This window comes from Dyadobacter sp. CY323, assembly GCF_021390245.1.
In the GTDB taxonomy this organism is placed as follows: Bacteria; Bacteroidota; Bacteroidia; order Cytophagales; family Spirosomataceae; genus Dyadobacter.
Window position 1 is genome coordinate 335,372 of sequence record NZ_JAJUXH010000005.1, and the last position, 24,098, is coordinate 359,469.

The 24,098-nt window shown below is 46.0% G+C and carries 16 protein-coding genes; 5 read left to right on the top strand and 11 right to left on the bottom strand.

The window, feature by feature from the left end:
* Window positions 1-205: 205 nt before the first annotated feature.
* On the top strand, window positions 206-598 hold the full coding sequence (locus LZG72_RS12170; RefSeq protein ID WP_233872178.1) for a response regulator: 393 nt from the start codon (window positions 206-208) through the stop codon (window positions 596-598).
* A gap of 118 nt (window positions 599-716) precedes the next feature.
* Window positions 717-1,004 carry a hypothetical protein gene (locus LZG72_RS12175; protein WP_233872181.1) on the top strand — a complete coding sequence of 96 codons (288 nt, stop codon included), beginning with the start codon at window positions 717-719 and terminating at the stop codon, window positions 1,002-1,004.
* Between the two features lie 103 nt (window positions 1,005-1,107).
* Here LZG72_RS12175 and LZG72_RS12180 read toward each other — a convergent pair whose 3' ends face one another.
* Window positions 1,108-1,287: a DUF3606 domain-containing protein gene (locus tag LZG72_RS12180; RefSeq protein WP_233872184.1), complete on the bottom strand. Its 180-nt coding sequence runs from the start codon at window positions 1,285-1,287 to the stop codon at window positions 1,108-1,110.
* Between the two features lie 121 nt (window positions 1,288-1,408).
* Here LZG72_RS12180 and LZG72_RS29155 point away from each other — a divergent pair, with 121 nt between their 5' ends.
* The 3 genes from LZG72_RS29155 to LZG72_RS12190 all read left to right on the top strand — a co-directional run bounded on the left by LZG72_RS29155 (window position 1,409) and on the right by LZG72_RS12190 (window position 7,910).
* The gene (locus LZG72_RS29155; protein WP_255701011.1) at window positions 1,409-2,692 is read left to right on the top strand and encodes a DNA polymerase ligase N-terminal domain-containing protein; all 1,284 of its coding nucleotides are present in this window, start codon (window positions 1,409-1,411) and stop codon (window positions 2,690-2,692) included.
* Window positions 2,605-4,101, top strand: a complete 1,497-nt coding sequence (ligD, locus tag LZG72_RS29160; protein WP_310590554.1) for a DNA ligase D — start codon at window positions 2,605-2,607, stop codon at window positions 4,099-4,101. Before LZG72_RS29155 ends, ligD begins: the two co-directional genes overlap by 88 nt.
* Before the next feature lie 1,049 nt (window positions 4,102-5,150).
* The gene (locus LZG72_RS12190) at window positions 5,151-7,910 is read left to right on the top strand and encodes an MGH1-like glycoside hydrolase domain-containing protein (RefSeq protein ID WP_233872187.1); all 2,760 of its coding nucleotides are present in this window, start codon (window positions 5,151-5,153) and stop codon (window positions 7,908-7,910) included.
* A gap of 41 nt (window positions 7,911-7,951) precedes the next feature.
* Here LZG72_RS12190 and LZG72_RS12195 read toward each other — a convergent pair whose 3' ends face one another.
* The 10 genes from LZG72_RS12195 to LZG72_RS12240 form a co-directional block, all read right to left on the bottom strand.
* On the bottom strand, window positions 7,952-10,291 hold the full coding sequence (locus tag LZG72_RS12195; protein WP_233872190.1) for a phosphocholine-specific phospholipase C: 2,340 nt from the start codon (window positions 10,289-10,291) through the stop codon (window positions 7,952-7,954).
* A 22-nt stretch (window positions 10,292-10,313) separates the two neighbouring features.
* Window positions 10,314-11,591: a ComEC/Rec2 family competence protein gene (locus LZG72_RS12200; protein WP_233872193.1), complete on the bottom strand. Its 1,278-nt coding sequence runs from the start codon at window positions 11,589-11,591 to the stop codon at window positions 10,314-10,316.
* The gene (locus LZG72_RS12205; protein ID WP_233872196.1) at window positions 11,578-12,804 is read right to left on the bottom strand and encodes a ComEC/Rec2 family competence protein; all 1,227 of its coding nucleotides are present in this window, start codon (window positions 12,802-12,804) and stop codon (window positions 11,578-11,580) included. Before LZG72_RS12205 ends, LZG72_RS12200 begins: the two co-directional genes overlap by 14 nt.
* A gap of 12 nt (window positions 12,805-12,816) precedes the next feature.
* Entirely contained in the window at window positions 12,817-14,589 is a 1,773-nt protein-coding gene (locus LZG72_RS12210) for a metallophosphoesterase family protein (protein WP_233872199.1), read from the bottom strand.
* A 160-nt stretch (window positions 14,590-14,749) separates the two neighbouring features.
* Window positions 14,750-16,324, bottom strand: a complete 1,575-nt coding sequence (locus LZG72_RS12215; protein WP_233872202.1) for a RagB/SusD family nutrient uptake outer membrane protein — start codon at window positions 16,322-16,324, stop codon at window positions 14,750-14,752.
* A 21-nt stretch (window positions 16,325-16,345) separates the two neighbouring features.
* Window positions 16,346-19,819 carry a SusC/RagA family TonB-linked outer membrane protein gene (locus LZG72_RS12220; protein ID WP_233872205.1) on the bottom strand — a complete coding sequence of 1,158 codons (3,474 nt, stop codon included), beginning with the start codon at window positions 19,817-19,819 and terminating at the stop codon, window positions 16,346-16,348.
* Window positions 19,820-19,989: 170 nt separating this feature from the next.
* Window positions 19,990-21,114, bottom strand: coding sequence for a FecR family protein (locus LZG72_RS12225; protein WP_233872208.1), 1,125 nt, complete (start codon window positions 21,112-21,114; stop codon window positions 19,990-19,992).
* 69 nt (window positions 21,115-21,183) lie between these two features.
* Window positions 21,184-21,789 (bottom strand): RNA polymerase sigma factor, encoded by a 606-nt coding sequence (locus tag LZG72_RS12230; protein ID WP_233872211.1) that lies wholly within the window; start codon window positions 21,787-21,789, stop codon window positions 21,184-21,186.
* Between the two features lie 88 nt (window positions 21,790-21,877).
* On the bottom strand, window positions 21,878-22,717 hold the full coding sequence (gene eutC, locus LZG72_RS12235) for an ethanolamine ammonia-lyase subunit EutC (protein WP_233872214.1): 840 nt from the start codon (window positions 22,715-22,717) through the stop codon (window positions 21,878-21,880).
* Entirely contained in the window at window positions 22,714-24,096 is a 1,383-nt protein-coding gene (locus LZG72_RS12240) for an ethanolamine ammonia-lyase subunit EutB (RefSeq protein ID WP_233872217.1), read from the bottom strand. The genes eutC and LZG72_RS12240 overlap by 4 nt, the downstream gene beginning before the upstream one ends.
* Between the last annotated feature and the right edge of the window lie 2 nt (window positions 24,097-24,098).

A 24,098-nucleotide genomic window follows, 5' to 3' on the forward strand; every position in this document is an offset into this window, starting at 1 on the left:
AGGCTTCGGCCTCTTTTTTGTGGGAAAATTGTTAAGGAGAAATAAAATTGACGGGCAAGCTCCATGAGTTCTCCATTGATGATCCTGGCGAGCTAAAAAATATTGAGAACTACAAATCGCGGTACAGGCATACGTGGCGGCAAACCTGGAATAATTTTTGGAATAATTTTTTTTGCGAAATTCTTTGCAAAATAATAAACGCTTAATGGGAAATAAACAGCTTCTTGTCATGATTGACGATGATATAGATGATCATGAAATATTTAGAATGGCCCTCAATGAGATTGGAGAGCCTGTACAATGTCAATTTTTTGTTGACTGTGAGTCGGCAATAGCGCATTTTTTGAAAAACACATCAACACCACCGGGATACGTTTTTATTGATATCAGGTTACCAAGATTGAATGGTGATCAGTGTCTACAAGAACTTCAACAACTAAAACAGTTTGATTCGCCCCTACTTGTCGTTTATTCATCTTCCATACCCCCAGAGTTCCGTAGCAAGCTTGCGAAAGTCGGGGTCGACAAATTTTTAGAAAAGACCGGATCTATACAACTGCTTGCTAACCGGATTGAGGAGCTGTTGACAGTCGAATAATTCAAATAATTGATGTTGCCCGTCGCGAGTGAATCTGAGAATTCACTTAACCATTTGCCTAAAACGATGGAACTTTGTAACATTATGCATGGCAATCCAGAACCATCGTATAATTACAATGCACTTACCGGAAGAAGACGCCTCCAAGATCAAAGAATTTGGGTACCTAACCATCAAGGAAAGACTTATAATGAGGTTTGTGGTCGCCAGGGATATCCTGGGCAAGGATTGGCGGGACGAGCTGGCCGAGAACGATCCATTCTTTAATACGAAACTCGGTCTGACTTTATGGGATCAGTATCTCAAGCGATTTCTGACACTTCAACGCGGTCACGTCGACCGTATTGAGCGCGTAGTCGTTGCCATGGAAAAGCTCGCTGGAATTAAAATTGTCCGGGAAGCTTAATTGGAGTGTGGCCAAATTTAACTTAGCACAATGCTTACCTGCAAAATGATAATGGCCATACCAAGCCTAAAAGAAGGCACTCCGTTTCCGGAGCATCATTAAATTACTTTTTTCCTAAGTATTCTCGGACAGCTTTCGCCGATGTTCCTGTTTCTTTGACTGCTTCAACTAATTTTTCCTTGGAAACGCCTAGGGCTTCTGTCCAATAAGCAACTTCATAGTCTTCGCTGAGATTGATTCGGCTGCTGTCTGCTGGTCCTCGTTTTGTTTTGTCATCTGCCATGGTCGTAATGGTTTGTTGATAAAGATTTGCCTATAAAATTGTACCCAACGCCATCTGGCACGCGCTTTGATATGTTTTGCCTCACCTTTACTGATCTCCAAATACTTAGCTACTACTTACAATGAGCCTGGTCAAATACAAAGAAAAACGCTCTGAAAATAAAACGCCTGAGCCATTTGGCGGTAAACCCGACAAGAATATCCTTCGGTTTGTGATCCAAAAACATGCAGCTTCACACCTTCATTATGACTTCCGGCTGGAAATGGAAGGTGTGCTTAAAAGCTGGGCCGTGCCCAAGGGGCCATCGATGGATCCGGAGGTAAAACGCCTGGCGATGATGGTGGAAGACCATCCGTATGACTATCGCACATTTGAAGGGATCATACCACAGGGAGAGTATGGAGGAGGCACCGTGATGGTGTGGGACGAAGGCGTGTATATGCCTTCAGAAGATCCCAAAAAAGACAAAAAGGCCAATGAGAAAAAGCTCTTGCATGAGCTGCACAGTGGAAAGATAAAGTTTGTAATGAGCGGCCAGAAACTTAAAGGGCGGTTCGCCCTTGTAAAGGCACATGGAAGAGGGGAGAATGCCTGGCTGCTGATGAAGCTCGACGATGAGTATGCCACAAAAGACGATATCACTTTGGAAGACAAATCGGTGATCTCCGGCCAGGATCTAAAAGAAATTGCCTCAACCAGTGAAAATGTATATGGACAGAAGCCAAAGGAAAAAAGCAAGCCTGTTTCAAAAAAGAAGGTTAAAGAAACCTTGGAGCAACAGGTCGATCCCGATGATACCCAGGTTCCAGAGTCGGAGCTGGACGTCACTGCTATTCTGAAGAAAGCGCCGAAAGGCAAATTCGATACCACGGTCACTCCTATGCTTGCCACGCTTGTAGACGCTCCTTTCGATGATCCGGGATGGCAGTATGAGGTAAAATGGGATGGATATCGAGCGCTAGCATTTATGAAAGACGGTGAGGCGGATTTGAAATCGAGAAATAATAAATCGTTTAATGACAAATTCTATCCGGTATTGACCGCGATCAAAGCGTGGAACCTGAATGCGATCATTGATGGGGAGGTTGTAGTGGTCAATGACAATGGTATTTCGAATTTTAACTCTCTACAAAACTGGCGAAGTGAAGCGGACGGAGAGCTATTGTTTTATGTGTTTGATATCCTTTGGCTGGATGGTAAGAACCTTATGGGGCTAACTCAGAAGGAAGAAGCGCAGTACTACTTCCGCTCGTTCCGGAAAGCGGCATCATCCGGAGCGGTTTCAGTGTCGAGGCCAGGGGGACCGAGTTTTTTGATGTGGCCAAAGATATGGGCCTGGAAGGGATCATTGCCAAAAGGTCAGATAGCACTTATCTGTCTGGTGACCGTTCTAAAAACTGGCTAAAAATTAAAGTACAAAAACGTCAGGAAGTGATTATTGCAGGCTATACAAGAAACGATGATTCGCCCAAGCAATTCAGTGCGTTGCTGTTGGGCGCATACAAAGATGGCCGGTTGCAATATGTGGGAAAAGTAGGGACTGGCTTTAACGACAAGCAGCAAAAGGAGATGATCGCACAGTTCAAACCATTGATCATTGACAAGGCTCCCTTTGAAGAAGCACCGGATTACAACAAACCATCACGCTTTCGCCGCAACCCGCCACATGCATCGGCCACCTGGCTAAAACCGCAGCTGGTCTGTGAGATCAATTTTGCAGAGGTCACCGACGAAGGCGTATTTCGGCACCCATCGTTCCTGGCTATGCGGGAAGATAAGAATGCAAAGGAAGTGGTTATTGAAATTGCTTCTGATACAGAAAAAGTAACCGAAACGCCAAAAGGAACAGCCCTTAAAGATGTGGTCAAACCGCCAGAAAAGCTGGATGGTAAAACGCTGTTGAACCCAACAGAGAAAACGCAGTGTAAGAAACTGCAAGGGCATGAGCTTAAATTTACCAACCTGGATAAGGTCTACTGGCCCGATGAGAAAATCACCAAGCGGGATATGCTCAATTACTATTACCAGGTTGCGCCCTACATACTACCTTACTTGAAAGACAGACCGGAATCCATGAACCGGCATCCGGGCGGTATTAAGGGGCCAAGCTTTTATCAGAAAGATGTGACTGGAAAAGTCCCTGACTGGATGACCACCTACAGATACCACAGCAATGACGAGCCGGAAGACAAGAATTATCTGGTAGCCAACGAAGAAGCGACCCTTCTATACATGGCCAATCTGGGCGCGATTGAAATTAATCCATGGAGCTCTACAACCAATAATCCGGATAACCCTACCTGGTGCATCGTCGATCTGGACCCTGCCGATAAAACGACTTTTGATCAGGTAATTGAGGCCGCCTTGGTTACAAAGAGCGTTTTAGACGAGCTTGGTGTTCCGTGCTATCCTAAAACGAGCGGTTCGACAGGAATCCATATTTACATTCCATTTGGCGGCAAATATACCTATGAGCAGTCCAAAGAGTTTGCCCGCATCATCGTGACGCTGGTGCATGATCAGATACCAGAATTCACTAGCCTGGAAAGGGCGATCAAGTCCCGGAATGGAAAAATGTATCTGGACTTTCTTCAAAACCGTCCTGGGGCGACCCTGGCAGCGCCTTATTCAGTCCGGCCAAAGCCCGGCGCGACAATCTCTATGCCCCTTCATTGGGAGGAGGTAAAACCGGGGCTGAAAATGTCAGACTTTACAATCTTCAATGCGATGTCTCAAGAGCGCCCTTTCCAATGGCTCCCGGACAAGGCTTTCCTGTATATTATCATCCAACTGCCAGCCAACTACCTGGCGTGAGAACAAATCGATCGGCACCGGCCACCCGGCAGACACACAAATAAGCCCATTTGCCGCCTTTCAAAGGCATAAATGTAATATCGGAAACCCACACACAATTAGGCTTGCTTGGCTTAGGTTGATCAGCAGAAGATTAGGAGAGACCCGCTTCCCATGCCTACTAGCTGTCGCTCTTGAACGAATGTAGGCGGTTGAATGGCTCTCAGACCCTCTTTTCGCATGATTTAATAACTTATCTGCGACCTATTTTTATACCCTTTTGTTTCAGAGATTCCTTAATGCGTTTGCTACCGTATCGCTTAAAATCCCGGATAAACTCAATCCTGACCTCATGCTTTGGAGGGTTATATTTTTTTGTCCGCATTATGACTTCCCCCTGCTGATAAAGACAATAAGCTGTCCGGCCGCCGGGCGGCCCCGTGACTTCAAAAGTGAGCACAGATAATTGATCTTTTGCGTCCGAGAAAAACGAGTATATTAACAACTCATAGACGTCCTGAGTCGGACTGGCTCAAAAGACCAAACGGGGGCCGCCCGGCGGGCTTTTTTAAGATTTGCGGTCGGTTTTAAGCCCTTCATTTCCCGCTTGTAGTTTAGGAACTTTCCACAGCTAGTTTCGCTGATTTACCGCTGCTATTTACTCCGCTTTTCGATTTCGTTGCCATCCTTCTCCAACGATAGAGAACCCGCGGCGGTGGACCGCTTCTCGGCAATTCCAATGCCTCTGAGATTTCCTTAGCGCTGCTGCCGGAAGCAAGCATCCTGTCATTTCCTGCTTGAGATCAGCATCGTAGCTCCCACGAGTTTTTACCAATTTCTGGTCTTTCATATTGCATCATGTTCTGCAAAAATGTGCCGATTTTCGGAGCCACCTCAGGAATCTAAGGAACTGGTCCATGATGTTTTCAAAAGCTTAGAGAACAAAAGAGGGTAGGTTGAAATAAAACATCTGAGCTTATTCTCTAATTTTGTTTGATCTAAGAGAATTCCATCAGCAATACTGATTTGCTGATGGAATTACTGTTTCAAACCCAAAACATTATAATAATATGTTGCTTCGATTCTTGCTTTTTTGGTACCTGTTATTTGCTACGGAATACTCGCTGCTGGCGCAACATGCAGGTGATGATTTAAGTCATACCGATTTTAAAAAGCTGGAACAATCGCATGATGTCAGTCTGTCAGCCTGGGGCCCTTATTCGAAGAAATATGCGGGCATTTCACATATCCCGGATCTAAAATCCGGTTTGCGGTTTGATTTTTCTGTCATGCCAGGCTACTATCGCAACAAAGTGCTCATTCCTAATGTGCGGTTTGAGTCAGGCTATTTCCCTTGGGAGTTTCAGCCGGATTTAGGCACGTTCACATATCGATACGAGTTGGAATGGAAAGATAAAGTATTTGTAGATGTAACCTATACGGTCCGCGACTCTTCATCGGTGCTGGTCAGGATCAGAAGCGTCAATAATACAGACCTGCCGCAAAATCTGGCTTTAAACCTGATGGCATTCATTGACTACCCTGAGAACTACTCCACTAAAACAATGGTGTGCTCTCCACAGGCACAATGGTATAATGCATTGGCTTACAATTCGCTGGACCATGCCATGAAAAGTGCAAAAGAGAATTTGGTATATGACGGATGGCTGAGAGCGGAAGTACGAAACAGCGACTTTATCGACGGCAGAGCCATAGGAAATGGGTTTGGCAAAAATCCTGGAGATAAGGTAACCTACCTGGTAGATATTAAGCCTGGTCAGACAAATGGTAAGATCAGTTTGGTTCATAAAGTAATGAAGGGTGAGACGGCAACTTTTAAAATAGAAGGATTGGCAGAAAGGCTGGTCGAATTAAAAGGAACCGGAAGTATCGAAAGCATAGCTATTCCCTTCTCGGTATCAAAGCCGGGCAACCAGACAATCTCTCTTGTATCCACCGGATCGGCACTGGCACAGATAAACGGGTTTGTCATTTCCAGCCAGTCAGATCAATCTCCTTTCAGTATCCAGAATCAGGATAAACATGTCATTGCGCAAACAACAGAAGATGCGAAAGCAAAAAATCTGATACTGAAGTATCAGGACGTTACACCTCACTATGGTATCGCCTGGAAGAATGAGCTGTTTCAGATCCGCGAAGTCCGAAACAGTGAACTGGATATTTACTTCAAGGATCTTGTTCATAACCATGTAGATAAAATATTCCAGGGAGATCAGAAAGGAAGTTATTCGAATGTTTTTATTAGGCCGGTTGAGCTGTTACCACATAGCGATAAAACCGAGTACGCTCTGATCAGTACGGGCACCGCAGATGCGGTCAGAAATCAGCTGGAGCGGTTTGCTGCCGGCGAGGCCGTGCCTGCTGAGAATGTCGCCTCTGATCAAAATAAAATTTATGAAGAGGGTGAGCAGTACGCTTTCAGTCAAAAAATGCTGCAGGCAACGATACTCTCGAACGTTGTTTATCCTGTGTACACACAAGACAGTTATATCAGAAATTTTACACCCGGCAAATGGTGGAATAGCCTTTATACGTGGGATTCCGGCTTCATTGCATTGGGCATGAACCAGATCAATAAAAGTTTGGCAACAGAATGTGTTAATGCATACACGACGCCGGAAGAAAGCCAGTCTGCTTTTATTCACCATGGTTCGCCGCTGCCCGTGCAGGCATACGCATTTTTCGATCTGTACAACGGCTCCAATTCCATGGAAGGGATCCGTCACTTTTATCCCCGGTTAAAACGTCAGTATTTGTTTATTTCAGGTAAATATCCTGGCTCAACTTTCGGGACATTACAGTCAGGGTTACTCAAATCCTGGGACTACTTCTACAATTCAGCTGGTTGGGATGACTATCCTCCGCAAGTGGGTGTACATGTGCAGAAGCTGGAAGATCAAATCGCACCTGTTTCCAATACAGCGCACGCAATCAGGGTGGCTAAGATGCTGAGAATGATGGCCGTGAAATTAGGAGAGAAAGAAGATGTTAAAGCGTACGATCAGCAAATCAACACCTTGTCCCGTGCTTTGCAGCAGCATTCCTGGGATCCCGAATCGGGTTATTTCGGATACGTCAAACATGATCCGAAAGGAAATGCCAATGGCATATTCAGATTTGGTGACCAGAACGTAAACTACAATATGGGACTTGATGGCGTATCGCCGTTAATCGCCGGGATCTGTTCAGAGGAGCAAGTGAATATTCTAACTGAGCGGCTGTTTTCGGCTAGTCATCTTTGGACAGCGAGCGGCATCTCGGCAGTCGATCAATCTGCTCCATATTATAAAACTGACGGATACTGGAACGGCTCGGTATGGATGCCGCATCAGTGGTTCATCTGGAAAACCCTGCTTGATTTAGGAAAGCCCAAACTTGCTTTTCAGTTGGCTCAAAAGGCACTTGATGTATGGAAAACGGAGACGGATGCTTCTTACTACACCTTTGAACATTTCCTGGCTAAGTCAGGCAGAGGTGCGGGATGGCACCAGTTTTCGGGATTGTCCTCGCCGGTACTTTGCTGGTTTGCTTCCTATTATAAAGTGGGCACAGTCACCACAGGATTTGAAACCTGGATTGACAAGCAAGCGTTTAACCAGCATCACACGGCATTTTCCGCGGATCTGATGTTTGATACTACTACAAAATCCCACCAAAGATCCATACTTGTAGCAATGAATCCCGACAAAACTTATGAAGTATTTTTCAATAGAAAAAAGTTGATATTTTCTGTGCTCAACAAGGGATTGTTGCAGATCAGACTACCCAACACAAACGCTTCTGGCAAGCTCGAAGTAAGACCGATTTAACCAGAATGTGACGTAACCGCGCGGAAGGCAGAACGGTTACGTCACATTGTCCGTCCCATCAAGGGATCCGTGTAGCTCGACTTACCGGTTTCTATTCTGCCGGCATAGCGGTAGGATGCAGAAAGAGGCCCTTTGCTGACCTGAACGGTAAAGTCGTACCACCCAAAGCTTTTTGACAGATCCAGCCCAACAGGTCTGCTTTTTCCTTTCAGGCTAATCGTTTCGTTTTGATAGCCGTAGCCATGATGGATAATGGCGCAGCTCACTCCCTTTGGGTCGGGACAGTTTACCGTAATGAGAACACCGGGCTTGGTATGGCGGTTGATTCTTTGATGGTCATGTACAACGGACACCTCAAAGTTATTCCATTCTGCTGCACCATTAAACTCCCTAAAAAAACCATTTGGACCCTGAACTACCAAATGATATTGATCATGATCAAAGTCCTCGATAGTCCATACGTCCTGTTGCCTGTCGCCCACCGTTATTGCATAATTACGGGGTGCATTATCTACGCCTGATTTTACCCGATATGTGTATACAATAAAGGGAGAAGCAGCGGTTTGCGGACCGAAAAGTTTATCAGAAACATGAAAATTCATCTCGAATTGCTTGTCATCCCGTAGTCTTCCATTTACTTCGGGCGAATAGGGCAAAGCAGAAGAAGGACGCACACCCGGCTCCTGGCGCGGCATTTGAGCAATCGGCGTATTGCTGTTGATGTCCTTCATTTCAGCCTCCGAGAGTGCGCGGAAATTAGCAGGTTCATTTTTAAACTTGGCCTTATGTATTTTTTCAATCAAAGGAATCTTCTCTAAAAATGGCAGGGGTGCCTCTTTTTTCGCCTCATAGGGCCTGAATACGGATGTTAAATCGCCGCAGATGGCGCGCCGCCATGCACTGATATTGCTTTCGTAAGTTTTTTTTCCAAATTTATTATCAACGAATTTTTCCAGAAACTGTAAGGACGAGGTATGATCAAACACTTCTGAATTCACCCATCCTCCGCGTGTCCATGGAGAAGCAATGATCATAGGCACTCGATAGCCCAATCCAATGGGAGCAATACGTCCTTTCTCCCGGTTACTCTGCTGGTCCAGACTCGTCACATATTCCGCCTGGGCATCCAGGGATGCGGACAATTTCCCCCTGTTCTTTTCATGTGGATGTGGCGGAACATAAGGAGGGATATGATCAAAATACCCGTCATTTTCATCGTAAGTCAATACAAAGATGGTCTTCTTCCATATCTTAGGGTTTTCGGTCAGGATATTGATCACCTCGCTCATGAACCAGGCGCCGTACCAGGGATGGCCCGGGTGATCGGAGAACTTACCGGCAGGAACCAGCCATGATACAAGCGGCAGGTTTCCGTTTTTTACATCGTCTCTGAACTGATGCAGAACATCGCCTTTGGGAATTTCCAGTTCCCGCTGCTGTCCTCCATCCTGGTAGGTTAATGTTTGCATATCCCGGTAATACGGGTCTGCTTTATTGGTCGTAAAGGCCCGGTCGTGAAGGGATTTTTGCTCAGATGTAAGGAATTTGTACTTCTCCTTTTGATATGCATCAACATTAAACTGACCGAAGTTTTCAAGCGTATTGTCCCCAAAATTATCTAACCAGGTTTCTTTCTCAGGAGGCAATCCTTGTTTATACAAATCATTCTGATACACTTTCCAGCTGAGCTGCAACGCTTCCAGGCGTTCGGGAAACGTTTTCCAGTGTGCCAAACTCCATGGTTTTGTATCTTCATTCCATACCCGTGCGAACAGCTTGGGGTCATTCCTGTCCCTCACCGTACCCGACCAGAAATGGACTCTGTTGGGCGTTGTGGAAGAAAGTGCGGAACTGAAATTCTGATCACAAATGGTAAATGCGTCCGCCAGCGCATAGTAGAAGGGAAGGTCCTGGCGGTTGTAATAGCCCAGGGTAAGCGGCATATGCCTGTATTCTTTTTTTGGAGATTTTTTAGATTCCAGCCATTTATCAAAATGCCCATGGTTACGTGCATCCGTTTGATCCGGCCAGCTATGCGGAAGATCGCTCATCCAGGTAGCTTTGGTATTATTAATGTCCAAATGAAAAGGCCTATAGGTTTCGCCCTTTTCATTGGTTTGCAGCCATACCTTATTGGCGTTTGGCAGAGAAATGCTTCTGGGATCATTGAACCCGCGTACTCCCTGGAGAGAACCGAACATATGGTCAAAAGACCTGTTTTCCTGCATCAAAAAAACAACATGCTCTGCATCGGAAAAGGAACTTCCATCCGCCGGCTCGATCTGCATTGCTTTCAATATACTGGCATGCAGCAATTCTGTTAAAGCCACGCCCCCGGTTAGAAGCATGGCTTTTTTTAGAAATTCTCTTCTATTATCCATTTCCTGATTGATTCCTTTTGCTTTACCTGCTTAGGTATGGTCCGTGCACCGCTTTGATGGTAAAACTTTCCGAAGAATCGTCTAATATATAAATGTCATACTGTCCGCCGCCCGGGTGAACCCGCACAACAACATGGCCCTGTCTGCTTTTTATAGGGCTGATCCGTCTTTCGCTAATCACAGCCAGGGTTTCCTTCATGAGATTGGTTGTGAATATGTCTCTTTCACCAGGATAGACTTTGCTGTTTTCCAACATGCGCAGAAATGTACTGTTGTTTGGATGGCTTGCCGTCCAAGCCTGTATGACAATGACCCTGGGACGAACTGCCATCAGAAAGTTTTCGCCCATGGCGTCGTAAGTAGCATGGTGGTTTGCTTCGCATACCTCAACCGGACCTGTGACGACACCCACCGGCGTTTCGATATTCTGCCATGCGCCAACCGGAGCACTGGAGTTAACAAGATCACCGCCGTTGAAATAATCAAAATTCCCGTAAGAGATACGGATTGCGGCGCTGCATTGATTTTCGGTCGGATATTCCTCTTTGGAAAGCCTCTCCAAAGGCGGGAAATGATTACGGACCTTATCTCCCGTACCCGTCCATACCTGCCCATTTACAGCAATGTTCCTGATCTCGAATTCGGGATATTGATCCGCTTGCTTAAGTAACCTGAATTGTTTACTGGACCCTGCCTTAAACTGTTCAGCCTTCGCACCACCGGCAATCTGGCTTTTTATAAACTGAATGTGGTTCTGTATATTCTTGTCGCCAGTCATGGGCCGCGGCCAGTTATAATCCGGCCAGCCGCGATCTACAATTTTCCCGAAAGGGATATTGTCACCCACTTCGCTAATTCCCGAGAGCAGGTAATTGCCTTTGGCAGATTTTTTCTTGCCGGGTTCGGCTGAACCCATATGGTCATCGTGTAAATGGCTCGAATGAATATAGTCTATTTTTTTCTCGGGCAGCGGCTGCATCATGCGGAGCACATAGCGCGAAATCCATTCGCCGGGAGTCCTGCTGTCATTCGGGCGTGCATCGGCGTTATGGTGGCCTTTGGCGATCTCTCCGGCGTCTATCATCATCGTTGTTCCATCCGGCAGGATCGCAAATACACATTCTCCCTTGCCGGTGTTGATATGATGAATATCCATGTAGCCGGCCGTCCAGTTGGGCCAGGCATCGCCAACTTTACCCTGGGCAAAAGTGATTGTCTGCAAACAAACCAGCAATGCTGTCAAAAATGAATTTTTTAACCCCATATTTAGAATAACCCTCAGCCCGCTATCTGCTTTCATATTTCCCATGAATGGATTTGATGATAAAGTTTTCCGACGTGTCATCCAATACGTACACTTCATAACTATCGCCGCCCGGATGTACCCGGATGACCGTATGTCCCTGCGTACTTTTCAGCTGACGCACTAAGGTTGAACCGAGAACCGTCTTGTTGACGTCAAAGAGATGAGAAGTAAAGATGTCCCGCTCGCCAGGATAAATATTCTTCGCCAGCATAGCTTTAAGCGCGATGGCATCGGGGTGGCTGAGGGCAAAACCCTGGATGACAAAAACCCGGGGAGCTACCGCCCGTACAAACTCAGCACTCATGGCATCTTTTGCATGATGGTTCGCTTCGCATACATCCACAGGCCCGGCAGCCAGGCCCACCGGCATCTCAATGTGTTTCCAGGTGCCAGGAGTGTGAGTGCGGATGAGATCACCGCCGTTGAAATAATCAAACTTCCCGTACGATATCCGGATCGCGGCGCTGCATGCGTTTTCTTCCGGATAATCGTCTTCGGGTAGTTTGTCAAGAGGAGGGAAGTGATGACGGGTATTGTTGTGTGTGCCGGTCCAAACCTGTCCGTTGGCGGCAATGTTCCTGATTTCAAACCCTGGAAATTTACCCGCCTGCCGTACAAGCTTAAACTGCTGATTGGAGCCTACCTGAAACTGTTCAGCTTTTGCCCCGTTAGCAACATGCCAATTCACAAAGCGAATGTAGTTTTGCATATCCTGGTCATCAGTCATTGAACGAGGATAGTTGTAATCAGGCCAGTTGCGGTCTATTATTTTCCCAAAAGGGATCAGCGTGCCTACTTCGGTAACACCCGTGAGGATATAGTCTCCTTTCTTGGATTTTCTATTGCTGAGCTTCACATTCCCCATATGGTCATCATGAAAATGTGTCAGCATAATGTAGTCTAATTTCTTCTCGGGCAGCGGTCGCATCATGCGGAGCATGTAACGGGATATCCACTCTCCGGTACTTCTGCTGCCGTCAGGTTTGAAGTTACGTTTGTCAGTGCCCGTTTCGCCTGCGTCTATCATCATCGTGGTGCCGTCGGGCAGGATGGCAAATACACATTCCCCTCTGCCTGTACTGATGTGATGAATGTCCATATAATCGGCCGACCAGTCCGGAAATATGTCGCCTGGTTTAACCTGTGCATTGGTGGCCGTAGCAAAACAAATCAACCATGAGAGAAATGATAATTGTCGCAATTTCATATCTGACAAGTTCTAATATCTAAGGCTTACTGTCCAGTTTTTACTCTTCGCAAGGCTGCGGTCGCAATCCCTTTCGCCCGGGTTGCCGCCGATGAATAATTTTGCAGGACTAGCGCTTTTGTGCAAGCTCGCAAACAAAGCATTCATGGTCTCGGTTGTGAATTGATTATCGGTACAAACCAACCACGTGAGTGCAGTATTTTTGCTGAAATCCAAAGTCATCAACCGGTTTTCGTAGCAATCCAGCCGTCTCAGTGCAGTGGTCTTGCTCAGGTCCAAACTCCTCAAATCGTTCTGATAACAATTCAGCCAGGTGAGCGCAGTGTTTTTGCTTACATCAAGGTTCATTAACCGGTTGCGATAGCAATACAATTCGGCGAGCAAGGTGTTTTTGTTTACGTCCAGGTTCGTTAGCTGATTACCATTGCACCACAATGTTTTAAGCGCAGTATTGTGACTTATGTTCAATTGCATTAACCGGTTATCACTGCAATCCAGCGATGTCAGCTCTGCATTCTTGCTGACGTCCAAATACGTCAGGCCAGCGCCTTTGCAGATCAATGTTGTGATATTGTCTCCATTAATAGAGATCGCGCGGGTCGATGCGGCTGGATAGGTATGGTCAATTTGCGATACTGATTCTTTAAGTGTCAGAACTTCTTTCTTCGAACCATCGCCCCAATCAATCGTGGCTGATCCAGGTCCTGATAATTGAATATTTACCTTGCGACCTTCCGTGATCATACTGATCTTATCAGCATTCGCTTTCTTTTCGGTAAATGAATCGGGGTAAGTCACAAAGAACATCCGTTCTTTGCTGTGAGTAGGTTTCCATAAATCCAGTTCGCGACTGTTGTCGTATAATTTTAAAATCCAGGAATCGAATTTTCTTTGTCCTTCATGCAATTCAATCACCCTGGCGCCTGACCCAAGGTCTCCGTAAATCTGGCGGCCGCCGGCTTGGCCGAATGCAAGGCAGATATCGTTTATGTTTCCAATGTAATTGTTGTTGTGCTCATGGCCTACAAATACGCCCATTACATCTTTCTTTTCCTGAAAAGCTTTAAACAGATTGGAGTTGATGCTCGACTTGGAATGCAGCTTTTCGTAGTTAATGCCATAAGTGGTGCTTTTTCCAACAACGTCCGCAAATTCCGGAAAAGGGATATGGAAAAACGCCAGTGCCGGAAGCGGCGTCCCGTTATTTTGTTTGGTCAATGCGGCGCTCTGCTCTTTGTACCATTGTACCTGGCTTTCATCCATCCAGTCTTTAACATTCGGCTCTCTCTCCTCGGAATCCAGACCATAAAGCACGGCCGCGGTCTTCTCTGACTTTGAAGCTTGTATAGGCAGCACGTAATTGCCCTTTCCTGCCAATTCTTTGGGTCCGGCGATGGTCAGGTTATAAGGCAAACCTACGATTGTATTCATAGTCTGCTCTTTATCCAGTTCATACTCTGCGTCGTGGTTGCCCAACACGGCTGCCCAGGGTACTTTTGCATCGATCATTACCTGCGCTACTTTCAGCCAGGCTTTCTTTCTGTTATCCGAACCGACCACGTCGCCGGTAAGTACCACCAGATCCGGCTTTTCTCTCTGGATAACCGCCCTCATCATTACCAGCGTACTATCCGACCGATATGCATCATACTGTATATGGATATCGGTAAACTGTACAATTTTGAACCTGGCCCGGGCATTGAATTTCAGTACCGGCTTTTCATCGCCTTTGGCAGATAAGAAGGAAAGGATGGTGAGGCTAATGATAAAAAGTATTCTTTTCATTGGGTTAGGAATAGTTCAGTCCGCTGAGCGGTCAGCGCATGTTTTTTACGGAATTTTAATTGAATGGATAGCGCAACTGAAAAGTCAGTTGCGCTATCCATTGGTTCAGGAATAGGAAACCCGCAGCTTTGACCGCTAAGCGAGTATTTTTAAAGCATTTTTATTGGTAGGATTGATTTTGTTGCTGCTCAATAAGCGGCACGGACCAAAAATAATCTGAGTAAGGTGGATTGATCGGAGAAAAACGAGCAGGATCTCTGTCTCCGATGCCCAGCGGCAGGCGTAAGCCTATCAGATAATAGGTACGGTCGCCGTGTTCGCTTGCCAGTTCCTTGGTACGATCGTTGTGAATATCGTTTGCTGTGATCTTGGACGCTGAAATATCGTCCAATCCTGCACGCTTCCTCACCACATTTAGATCCTGAGCGGCGCCTTGTTTGTCGCCTGCATTAAAGCGAAGTATGGCACGGGTAAGGTAAATTTCAGCCAGTCTGATCATAGGGCGGTTGGAATAACGTCCGCTAGATGAACGGAAATATTTATCTACCCATACTTCCGGCCTTGCTACCTTAGCTGTTGCATTAGGATCACCGCCCGGGGCACCATATTCCTCATAACGCTTATAGAGTTGCATATAACGTTTGTCCTTCTTCGCTTCAGGAATTTCAGCGTAATTGCCCTTCATTCCGTCAGCCATCCATCCGATTTCCTTCAAAGCAGCGTATGCCAGCGTGTAGGTGGAATAGTCTCCTCCCCTGTTGTTGTTGTTATACAGATTTTTCCCATAAATGCCTGGCGTTCTGTCAAAGCGTGTACTTGGGCTCACATAGGCTGTTTCCCAAATAACTTCGTTGGCATTTTGCCCGCCTGTCCGGTTGAACGCGACAATTGGATCTTCTGTAAGATCGTACATCGAACTGGCCAGTACAAAATCACATTCGGTCTTAGCTTTTGCATGTTGACCGGTTATGAAATATACCCTGGACAACATGCTGGAAGCCGCAAATTTGTTTGCTCTCCCTTTCGGCTGGGTTTCTGTCGAAACATAACTTTCAGGCAGTAATTCCTTTGCTTTTTCGAGATCGCTCTGAATCAGCGCCCAGACCTCCGCAACAGTACCCAGATAAGGCTCCTTCAATTCTTCCGGTGTTTTGACGTAGTCGGTGCGCAGGACAAAATGACGGCTAGCATTGGTCCCGTTCGGGTCAAAAGGAGGTGCATATAATCTTGCCAGATACCAATAGGCCACTCCGCGCATAAAATACAACTCACCTTTATAGCGTTTCACGACTTCGCGGTCGGCATTGACCATCCCCTCAAAAGGATCTCTTCCTTCCCTTTCCGCATCGTTCAGCAACTGTAAAGCTGCGTTATTATTGGTGATGATATAATACAGGAACTTGAAAGTCTCCGCTACTTCCTTATCCGAAGGCGCAGTGGCGTATGTACGGTTATAATATTGTGTCGCATAATTATTACCCTGTATAGCTTCGGGCAATAGCCGTACAATATCCGACTGTCCAAACTGAACCAGTGACAGCGATCCCATCGGGTTAAACCAGGGGTCATTTGACAAATGGAGATATCCTTCCCGGACGCCAAGTTCCAGCTCTTTTGTATTCTGCCACGGAAACTGAAAGGGTCTTTCCAGCTCAAAATATTTGTCACATGAGGATAACCCAAACGTCACAAAAAAAATGCAGCAGTTTTTGATAATCTTATTATACATTTTCATGATATACTACATTTCGATAGTTTAGAATTTAGCACTGACACCAACGGAGAAAACCCTTGATTGAGGCATCTCCAGTGCAAATACAACGCTGCTCAGTGAGCCGTCGGTAATATTCACTTCCGGATCATACCCCGAGAACTTTGTGAACGTAAGCAAATTGGTTCCGCTCAGATATAGGTAGAGGCTCTTTATTCGGCTTGCGTCGGTTAATTTTACAGGGATGTTATAACCCAGTTGAAGGTTTTTAAGCCGCAGGTAATCACCCTTTTCAAGGTACAGGGAATTTGGCGTGATATTTTCGCTTCCATATTGCACCTGGACATTAGAAGGGTTGCCATTGCTGTCAAAATAATAACTATTACCATACGTCGTCATTGGATATTTTGCATTGTCTCCGGGACTTCTCCACGTATCGGTAAGTATGTCTTGTGAAAGCGTCAACAAGCCAGTATTCGGTGTCATCAAACTTTGTCTCAACCGGTTATAGATGTAATGACCTGCCGCGAAATTCCAGAACATACTCACATTAAAAGCTTTATAGGTTACGTTTGTATTAACCCCGCCAGTGATTTTCGGAATTGATGTTTTCCCGTGGAGAATCATTCTGTTGGCAGTCTGGTTAGTGGTGGTAGCTGGTATTATTTTGCCAGTACGACGGGTAGATCCGTCTTCCAGCCTTTCGATTTGATAAATCAAAGGAATACCCTTTTCAGCGTCCACGCCTGCATAGTCAGCCATATACCAGTTAGCAAGCGGCAACCCTTTTTTGATAATTTCACGGACAGTTTCTGACGGTAGAATACCATTTCCTGTGTTATCCAATTCCGGTGTAAGTGCTAATACTTTATTCCGGTTGGTAGCGAAATTCCCACCAACTCTCCATTTAAAATCCTTTTTGGAAATAAGCACACCGTCAATATCGAATTCAAGTCCATAACTTTTCATGTCTCCGATATTCTGCCAGATCGAATTGCTTTGCTGTATACCTGCCGACAACGGAACAGCCGCTTTAAGCAACATGTCTGCAACATTTTTGTTGTACCAAGCTACCGACCCGTTGATCCTGTTTTGGAACAGTCCAAAGTCGATACCAAAGTCAATCGTGCTTGTTGTTTCCCATTTAACATTCCGGTTGCCTATGTTGGTAAGCATTTTAGAGTTGGTCATTTGCAGGGTGCCGTCGCCGGAGCGGTTACTCCAAATATCTCCTGTGATGCCCGTAGGAATGTTGGTATTTCCCGTTTGTCCGTAGCTACCTCTAAATTTCAAAAGGTTAATGGCGTCAATGCTGAAAAACTTTTCCTCAGAAACTACCCAGCCCAGAGACCCTGACAGGAAATTCGCCCACCTGTTTTTGTTAATAAATTTCGAAATCCCGTCGCGTCGCACACTTAATCCTGCGTAATACTTCTCCTTGAAATTGTAATTAGCTCTCCCAAACAATCCCATCAGATACATTTCGTTACCCAGGCCGCTGCTACCTGTGAGAGAGGCGGGCGTACCAATTTCATGATACACCCCAATCAACCCTACTCCTGTCAGCGTTGTACCGTGGGCTTTCGCACGCGTGCCTTCAACACCAGCCACCACATTAATGTTGTGATCACGGAAAGAAGCATCGTAATTAAGATACGTATTGTAATTCAGTGTTGAGGAGTTCGTTTTGTTTTCCTGCGCACGGCTGCCCAAAATGCGGACTTTTTCACTGATCCATGATGTTGCCTGGCTATTGATGTAATTCATTCCCAGTTCACCGTGTAAGACAAGACCATTGACGGGAAGTTTTAGATCGGCGGTAAGACCTGTGAGCAGGTTCAACGCTTTTAGGTTATTTTCCGAATGAATCCGGTCCATACTCGCAAGCGGATTGACCATTGACTGGGGGTTCCAGTATCCGTTGACACCTTCGGGGTCGTAAACTCTGTACCATGGAAGCGCATTGGAGTTCACCTGTCCCCAGCCGCCAGCACCTTGCTTGCCATCACCTGAGCTTATCCGGTTATTGTCCGTATAAGATGCCAGCATTCTGTATCCCAGGGATAATGAGTTAAGTAAGCTGTGTTTGATGTTAAAATTGCTGGAAATGGTTTGCATATCCCCGAATTTGAGATTGCTATTGTCCTTCCTGTAATTCAGCGACAGATACGAGTTTGTTTTCTCCGAACCACTGCTTGTTGATATCCGCACATCCGAGTAGCTACCCATGCGACTGATTTGATCAGCCCATCTGGTGTTTGTGTTCATGGCTTCCTCTCTTGTCATAGAAGTCTGGTATGTATCCAACTGCCCAAGGCTTTGGACAGGTTCGTACGTACCTGATAGGCGACTGTTGGTCCTCACCAGATCCATGATCTCTACGAACTCCTTCCCAGATGCGATACCAACATCTGTTTTCGTCCAATTGCTAACGCCACTACGGATATCCACATCAAAAGTGGTTTTCCCTTTCTTCCCGCTTTTTGTAGTAACAATAATCACTCCATTGGAACCACGCGAACCATAAATAGAAGTGGCCGCTGCATCTTTTAGTACCTGCATTGATTCAATGTCTGCCGGATTAATCATCGAAAGGATATTCTGATTGGCCGCTCCGTTAAAATCTGAACCGATTGAACCTGTTACAATGGGTATCCCATCGACAATCCAAAGCGGGTCTGTGTTCGACGAGATGGAATTAACACCACGAACTTTCACCTGTACGGGTGCTCCAGGCACACCGGAAGATGTCACCATTACACCTGAGGCCATTCCCTGCAGCGCCGCATCCATAGATGTGGGTTTGAGTTTTTGAAGGTCCTCCGATTTGAGCGTAGCTACCGAACCCAGGATATCCCTCTTTTTCATGGTACCATACCCCACGACAACCACGTCGTCAAACGATCTGGATGACGGCTTAAGGGAGATATTAAGCTGGCTGTTAGAGCCTGTCTCTACTTCCTGGCTATCGTAACCCACGAATGAAAACACAAGTATTGCATTCGTATTGGATAAATCCATCGAGTATTTTCCCTCTATGTCGGTTATGGTACCGGACTGTGTTCCCTTCACCCGGATAGTGACCCCAGGCATTGCATCCCCTTTTTCGTCTGTCACTTTTCCCGATACTTTCGTTTCACGGGACAAAGCATTACTTGCTTCCTCGTGACTAAATGGGGAAGCTTCCGACAGCTTATTTTTCTTCGTCAGGATAATATACTTTCCGGAGACCTCATAGGTCAGGCCCAATGGAGATAAAAGCTTTTCCAGTACCAGGGCAAGTGGGTCCTGGTTGGCAATCAAGGTTGTCTCTACATTTTTAGGTATAATGGCTGGTTCGTAGCTAAATTTTACTTTCGCCGATTTTTCAATGATTGACAGAGCAGTACGAATGTCCCTGTTCTGTACCTCAAAGGAAACAGGACGGGTTAACAACTCTTGACCTAGACCATCTTTAGCCATACCCATTCCAAAAGTCAGCAGGATCAGAATAATCTGTCGGCCTGAGAATTTGAGCATGGCAGATAAGACTTTAAAAGGTAAATATTCTTGTTGCATACAGAATGACGCGTTTTGAATGTTTTGGATATATATATAGGCAAAACCTATCTTCCCTCCCCTGCGGAAGTTCTGAAAGACAATCTGGCAATCAGCCATGTTTCACTATGCCTGATTGCTGTTGAATATGTTTATATCATAAACTGGAGGGTTAGGTTAGGAATAGGTTTAGGAATAAATTCAGGTTTTTTTTCTATAATCACTTTAGCGTCGACAATTTGATAGCTCATGCCAATTGTATTACATATCACATCCAGCTTTTCGTACATACTTTCGTTATCCAAGCTGACCCGCAGGGTCCGGCCTGCCATTACATCCGGATCATAGATAATTTCAATTCCATAGGCTGTTTGTAACGCATCAAATACCTGATTTAAAGGCGTGTCGTTGAAGTCGAATTGTATATTCTTTTTAGCGGGCAGAATGATGGGGTACTCCACTAATGTTTTGTGGAACTGCTGACCACTTCTGGAGAATTCTGCCTGTAGGTTGGCAGTCAGGATCACACCACGGGGCGTTTTGCTTTGCTCAAGTTCTTTCCGGGTAAAAACAGATACTTTACCTGTTGTTACGGAAACGACTACGTCTGGGTTGGCCTGAAACGCCTGTATACGGAAACTTGTCCCTATAACCTTTGTAACAGTCTCATTTGCATAGATCAAAAAGGGGTGATCCGCATCCTTGAAGACTTCAAAAAATGCCTCGCCTTCAAGTTGGACAATACGCTCTTTTGATCCAAATTTCTTCGGGTAGATGAGCCGGCTGTTTCTAGCCAGGCTTACAGCACTTCCGTCCGCTAAATATATTTTGAGAGTATTATTCGTTCTGTTAACCTCCGCAACCAATTGATGTTCTCCCTGTGCAACTAATGCCTGCGGAAGGCCGTCAATAGCACCGTCAGTCCTTACTAGCTTATACCAGCCCAGCATGGCTGCGATAATAAGCAGAATTGAAGCGGCAATTTGCCATCTGGACAGCCTTGTCCAAAAGGTAACCTGCTTGGGCCTGATCCTCTGCTGAACATTATCCCAAATCTCCTGCATTAAATCAGCGTAAGGCTCCCCAGGGATTTCATCTGTCCTTAATTTTTGAACCAACCTTCTGGCTGCAAGTATTTTATTGGTTTGATATGGATGCGCGGCAATGTATTCTTCCCAAAATCCTGAGGATCCGGAATGCTCCTCGAAAACCCATTTTTGAAAGGATTCGTCAAAAGCAAAATCTTCAATTTCGTATTTTGAATAGTCTTTGGACATAGACGCCATATCGGTATATATCCAAGTGCAGAAATTGGATGTTTTTAATCCATTCTTTATGACCTTTTTTCAAAGTTTCCCGAAAAAGGCGATTAGTAGCGGCGAAAAGCTTGAAAGATGCATGATTTGACGCAGGGATTTCAATGCCGTATAAATGAACTTACAGGCGGATTGGTAGTTTACGCCCATGACCTGAGCAACCTGCTCGTTACTCATATCGTGAAAATAACGGAGCTGTACCGCTTCACGCTGGCGCTTTGGCAAAAGATTGATTGCAGTGTCTAGTTTCTTATAATTCAATATGCTGGACTCTTCTTGCAACATCTGTAGCTCAAAGTTGTCCTCCTGGACCTTCCAATGGATTGTGTCCAGCGTATCCTCCCCGCTGTCTTCCAGATGCCTGATGATTTTGTAACGAAGTGCCTTTAATAAATAAAACTGGATTGAACTGACGTTCGCCAGGTTCCCCTTCGTTTCCCATAACTCAACGTAAAGATCTTGTATACAGTCCTTTACGACATCCTTATCTCCGGCTACTTTAATCCCGTAAGCGATGAGCTTTCTAAAATGCCGCTGATAGATATGTGCGAACGCCGTTCGGTCCCCTCCTTTAAATGCCGACCATAAATCCTGATCGGAGACTGAATCATCATCGTCGGAAGTGTATGGCTTCATTTTGTTAGGTTTCTGCTTTCCATATTCCAGAAGTATAGACTTTTATGTTTTCTCTAAGCAATCGTTTTACTATCGCACATCGCTACGCTCATTCATTTACAGGTAAGTTGCTACCAGCTGTTGGATGTATGATCATTCCGTTAGACGGACCACCTGTCGGTAATTGCGTAGGTTGACCTATATCGTTGTCTTTCAGGCTGACGCCAGTTGTCTGTAACCTGAATGCTTCCCGGACAAGATACATAATCTTGTCTACTGCCAGAGCAGCTGAAAGCCCATTTTGACGGATATTGGAAATGCAATTACGTCTTTCGTCGGTCAAACCTGGCGATGGTGCGTAGGTAATGTAGGCGCCCATACTGTCAAAAGAGCTTAGTCCCGGCCGCTCTCCAATAAAAATAATGCTCAGTTTCGCTTTGAGTAAACTACCGATCTCGTCTGCAATTGCCACGCGCGCGTGTTCAACCAGCGAAATAGCCGAAAGGGAAAAGTTCATGCTTTTAGCTGTCTGCACCAGTAAATTCACAACCGGCCAGGCATTTTCATTAATTGCAGAGGCAGATAAACCGTCAGCAAGAATGATGCACAAATCGCAGGGTTGCGCCAGCAGCTGGTGAAGTTTTCTTACAGAATCATCTGCAAGTCTTCTGCCAAGATCAGGCCTCTGCAGATAAATGTCGCGATTGGCCGCCTGGCTGTGCAGGGCGGCCACCGGCTGGTGTATTTCTTTAAGCAAATCAATCAATTTGCTCTGATCCAAAGAGGAGTAAACCGCGTCTTTGGCGTGGGCGTGGGCAAGTTTAAAAGCCATGGATGCGGCCACGGGAATCGATACGCCAGTTTTGCCCAGGGCAATACGGGCATCGGTGTAGGCTTTAAGCGACTGCCACTCGTCGGGCTCTATATTTGTTTTTAGGATTTTGTTCATACTTCAAATAGTACTGCATAAAGCTTTTTTTCGTTGCCGGTGAAAAGCCGTCTGCTGTCTGCATCCATAATTCCCTGTTGCAGCAGCCAGCTTTCAAATTCCGGCGCCGGTCTGAGGCCGAGTACCCGCCGCAAGTAAAGTGCATCGTGAAAGGATGTAGACTGATAGTTGAGCATGATGTCGTCTGCTCCGGGAACACCCATAATGAAGTTAATGCCGGATACGCCCAGCATCGTCAACAAGGTATCCATGTCGTCCTGATCGGCCTGGGCGTGATTGGTATAACAAATGTCCATTCCCATTGGCAGTCCCATCAGCTTTCCGCAAAAGTGGTCTTCCAGGCCGGCCCGAATGATTTGCTTTCCGTCAAAGAGGTATTCCGGGCCAATAAAACCAACCACCGAATTGTGTAAAAATGGCTTGAACTGCCGTGCAACTGCATAAGAGCGAACCTCACAGGTTTGCTGATCCAGGCCCACGTGCGCATTGGAAGACAAAGCACTTCCCTGGCCGCTTTCGAAATACATGACATTATTGCCAATCGTTCCGCGGTTTAACGAAAGACCTGCTTCATAACCTTCCTGCAAAATGGCCAGGTTGACGCCAAAGCTGGCATTTGCTTTTTCTGTCCCGGCAATAGACTGAAATACCAGATCAACGGGAACATTTTGTGCGATGAGCTCTATGGTGGTGGTAATATGGCTTAGGATGCAGCTCTGTGTGGGGATTTCAAAGCGCTCTCTGAGGTCGTTGATCAGATAAAGTAATTTTGCGGTCGCTGAGGGACTGTCTGTGGCCGGATTGATGCCAATTACTGCATCCCCACTCCCATACAGCAGACCATCGAGTACGCTTGCGGCAATGCCGCGCACATCATCGAGGGGGTGATTTGGCTGCAAGCGTACAGACAGATGGCCTTTCAAGCCAACTGTATTGCGAAAACGGGTGACGACCTCGCACTTTTTGGCAACCAAAATCAAATCCTGGTTACGCATCAGCTTAGATACCGCCGCAACCATTTCCGGTGTGAGGCCCATCGTAAGCTGCTGCAAAGCCAGCGTATCTGCCTGATCGCTCAAAAGCCAGTCGCGGAGGTCGCCGACGGTAAAGTGGCTGATGGGCAAAAAGGCATCTCGATCATGCGAATCGATGATCAGTCTGGTAACTTCATCGTTTTCGTAAGGGATAACTGCTTCATTCAAAAAATTTCTTAAAGGCACATCTGAAAGTGCCAGCTGGGCTGCTACACGCTCTTCGTAGGTAACAGCGGCCAGTCCTGCCAGCACATCGCCGGAACGCAGCGGGCTTGCCTTGGCAAGCAATTCCCGCAGGTCATCAAAACGATAGGTAAACTCCCTGATTGTGTATTGATAAGACATGA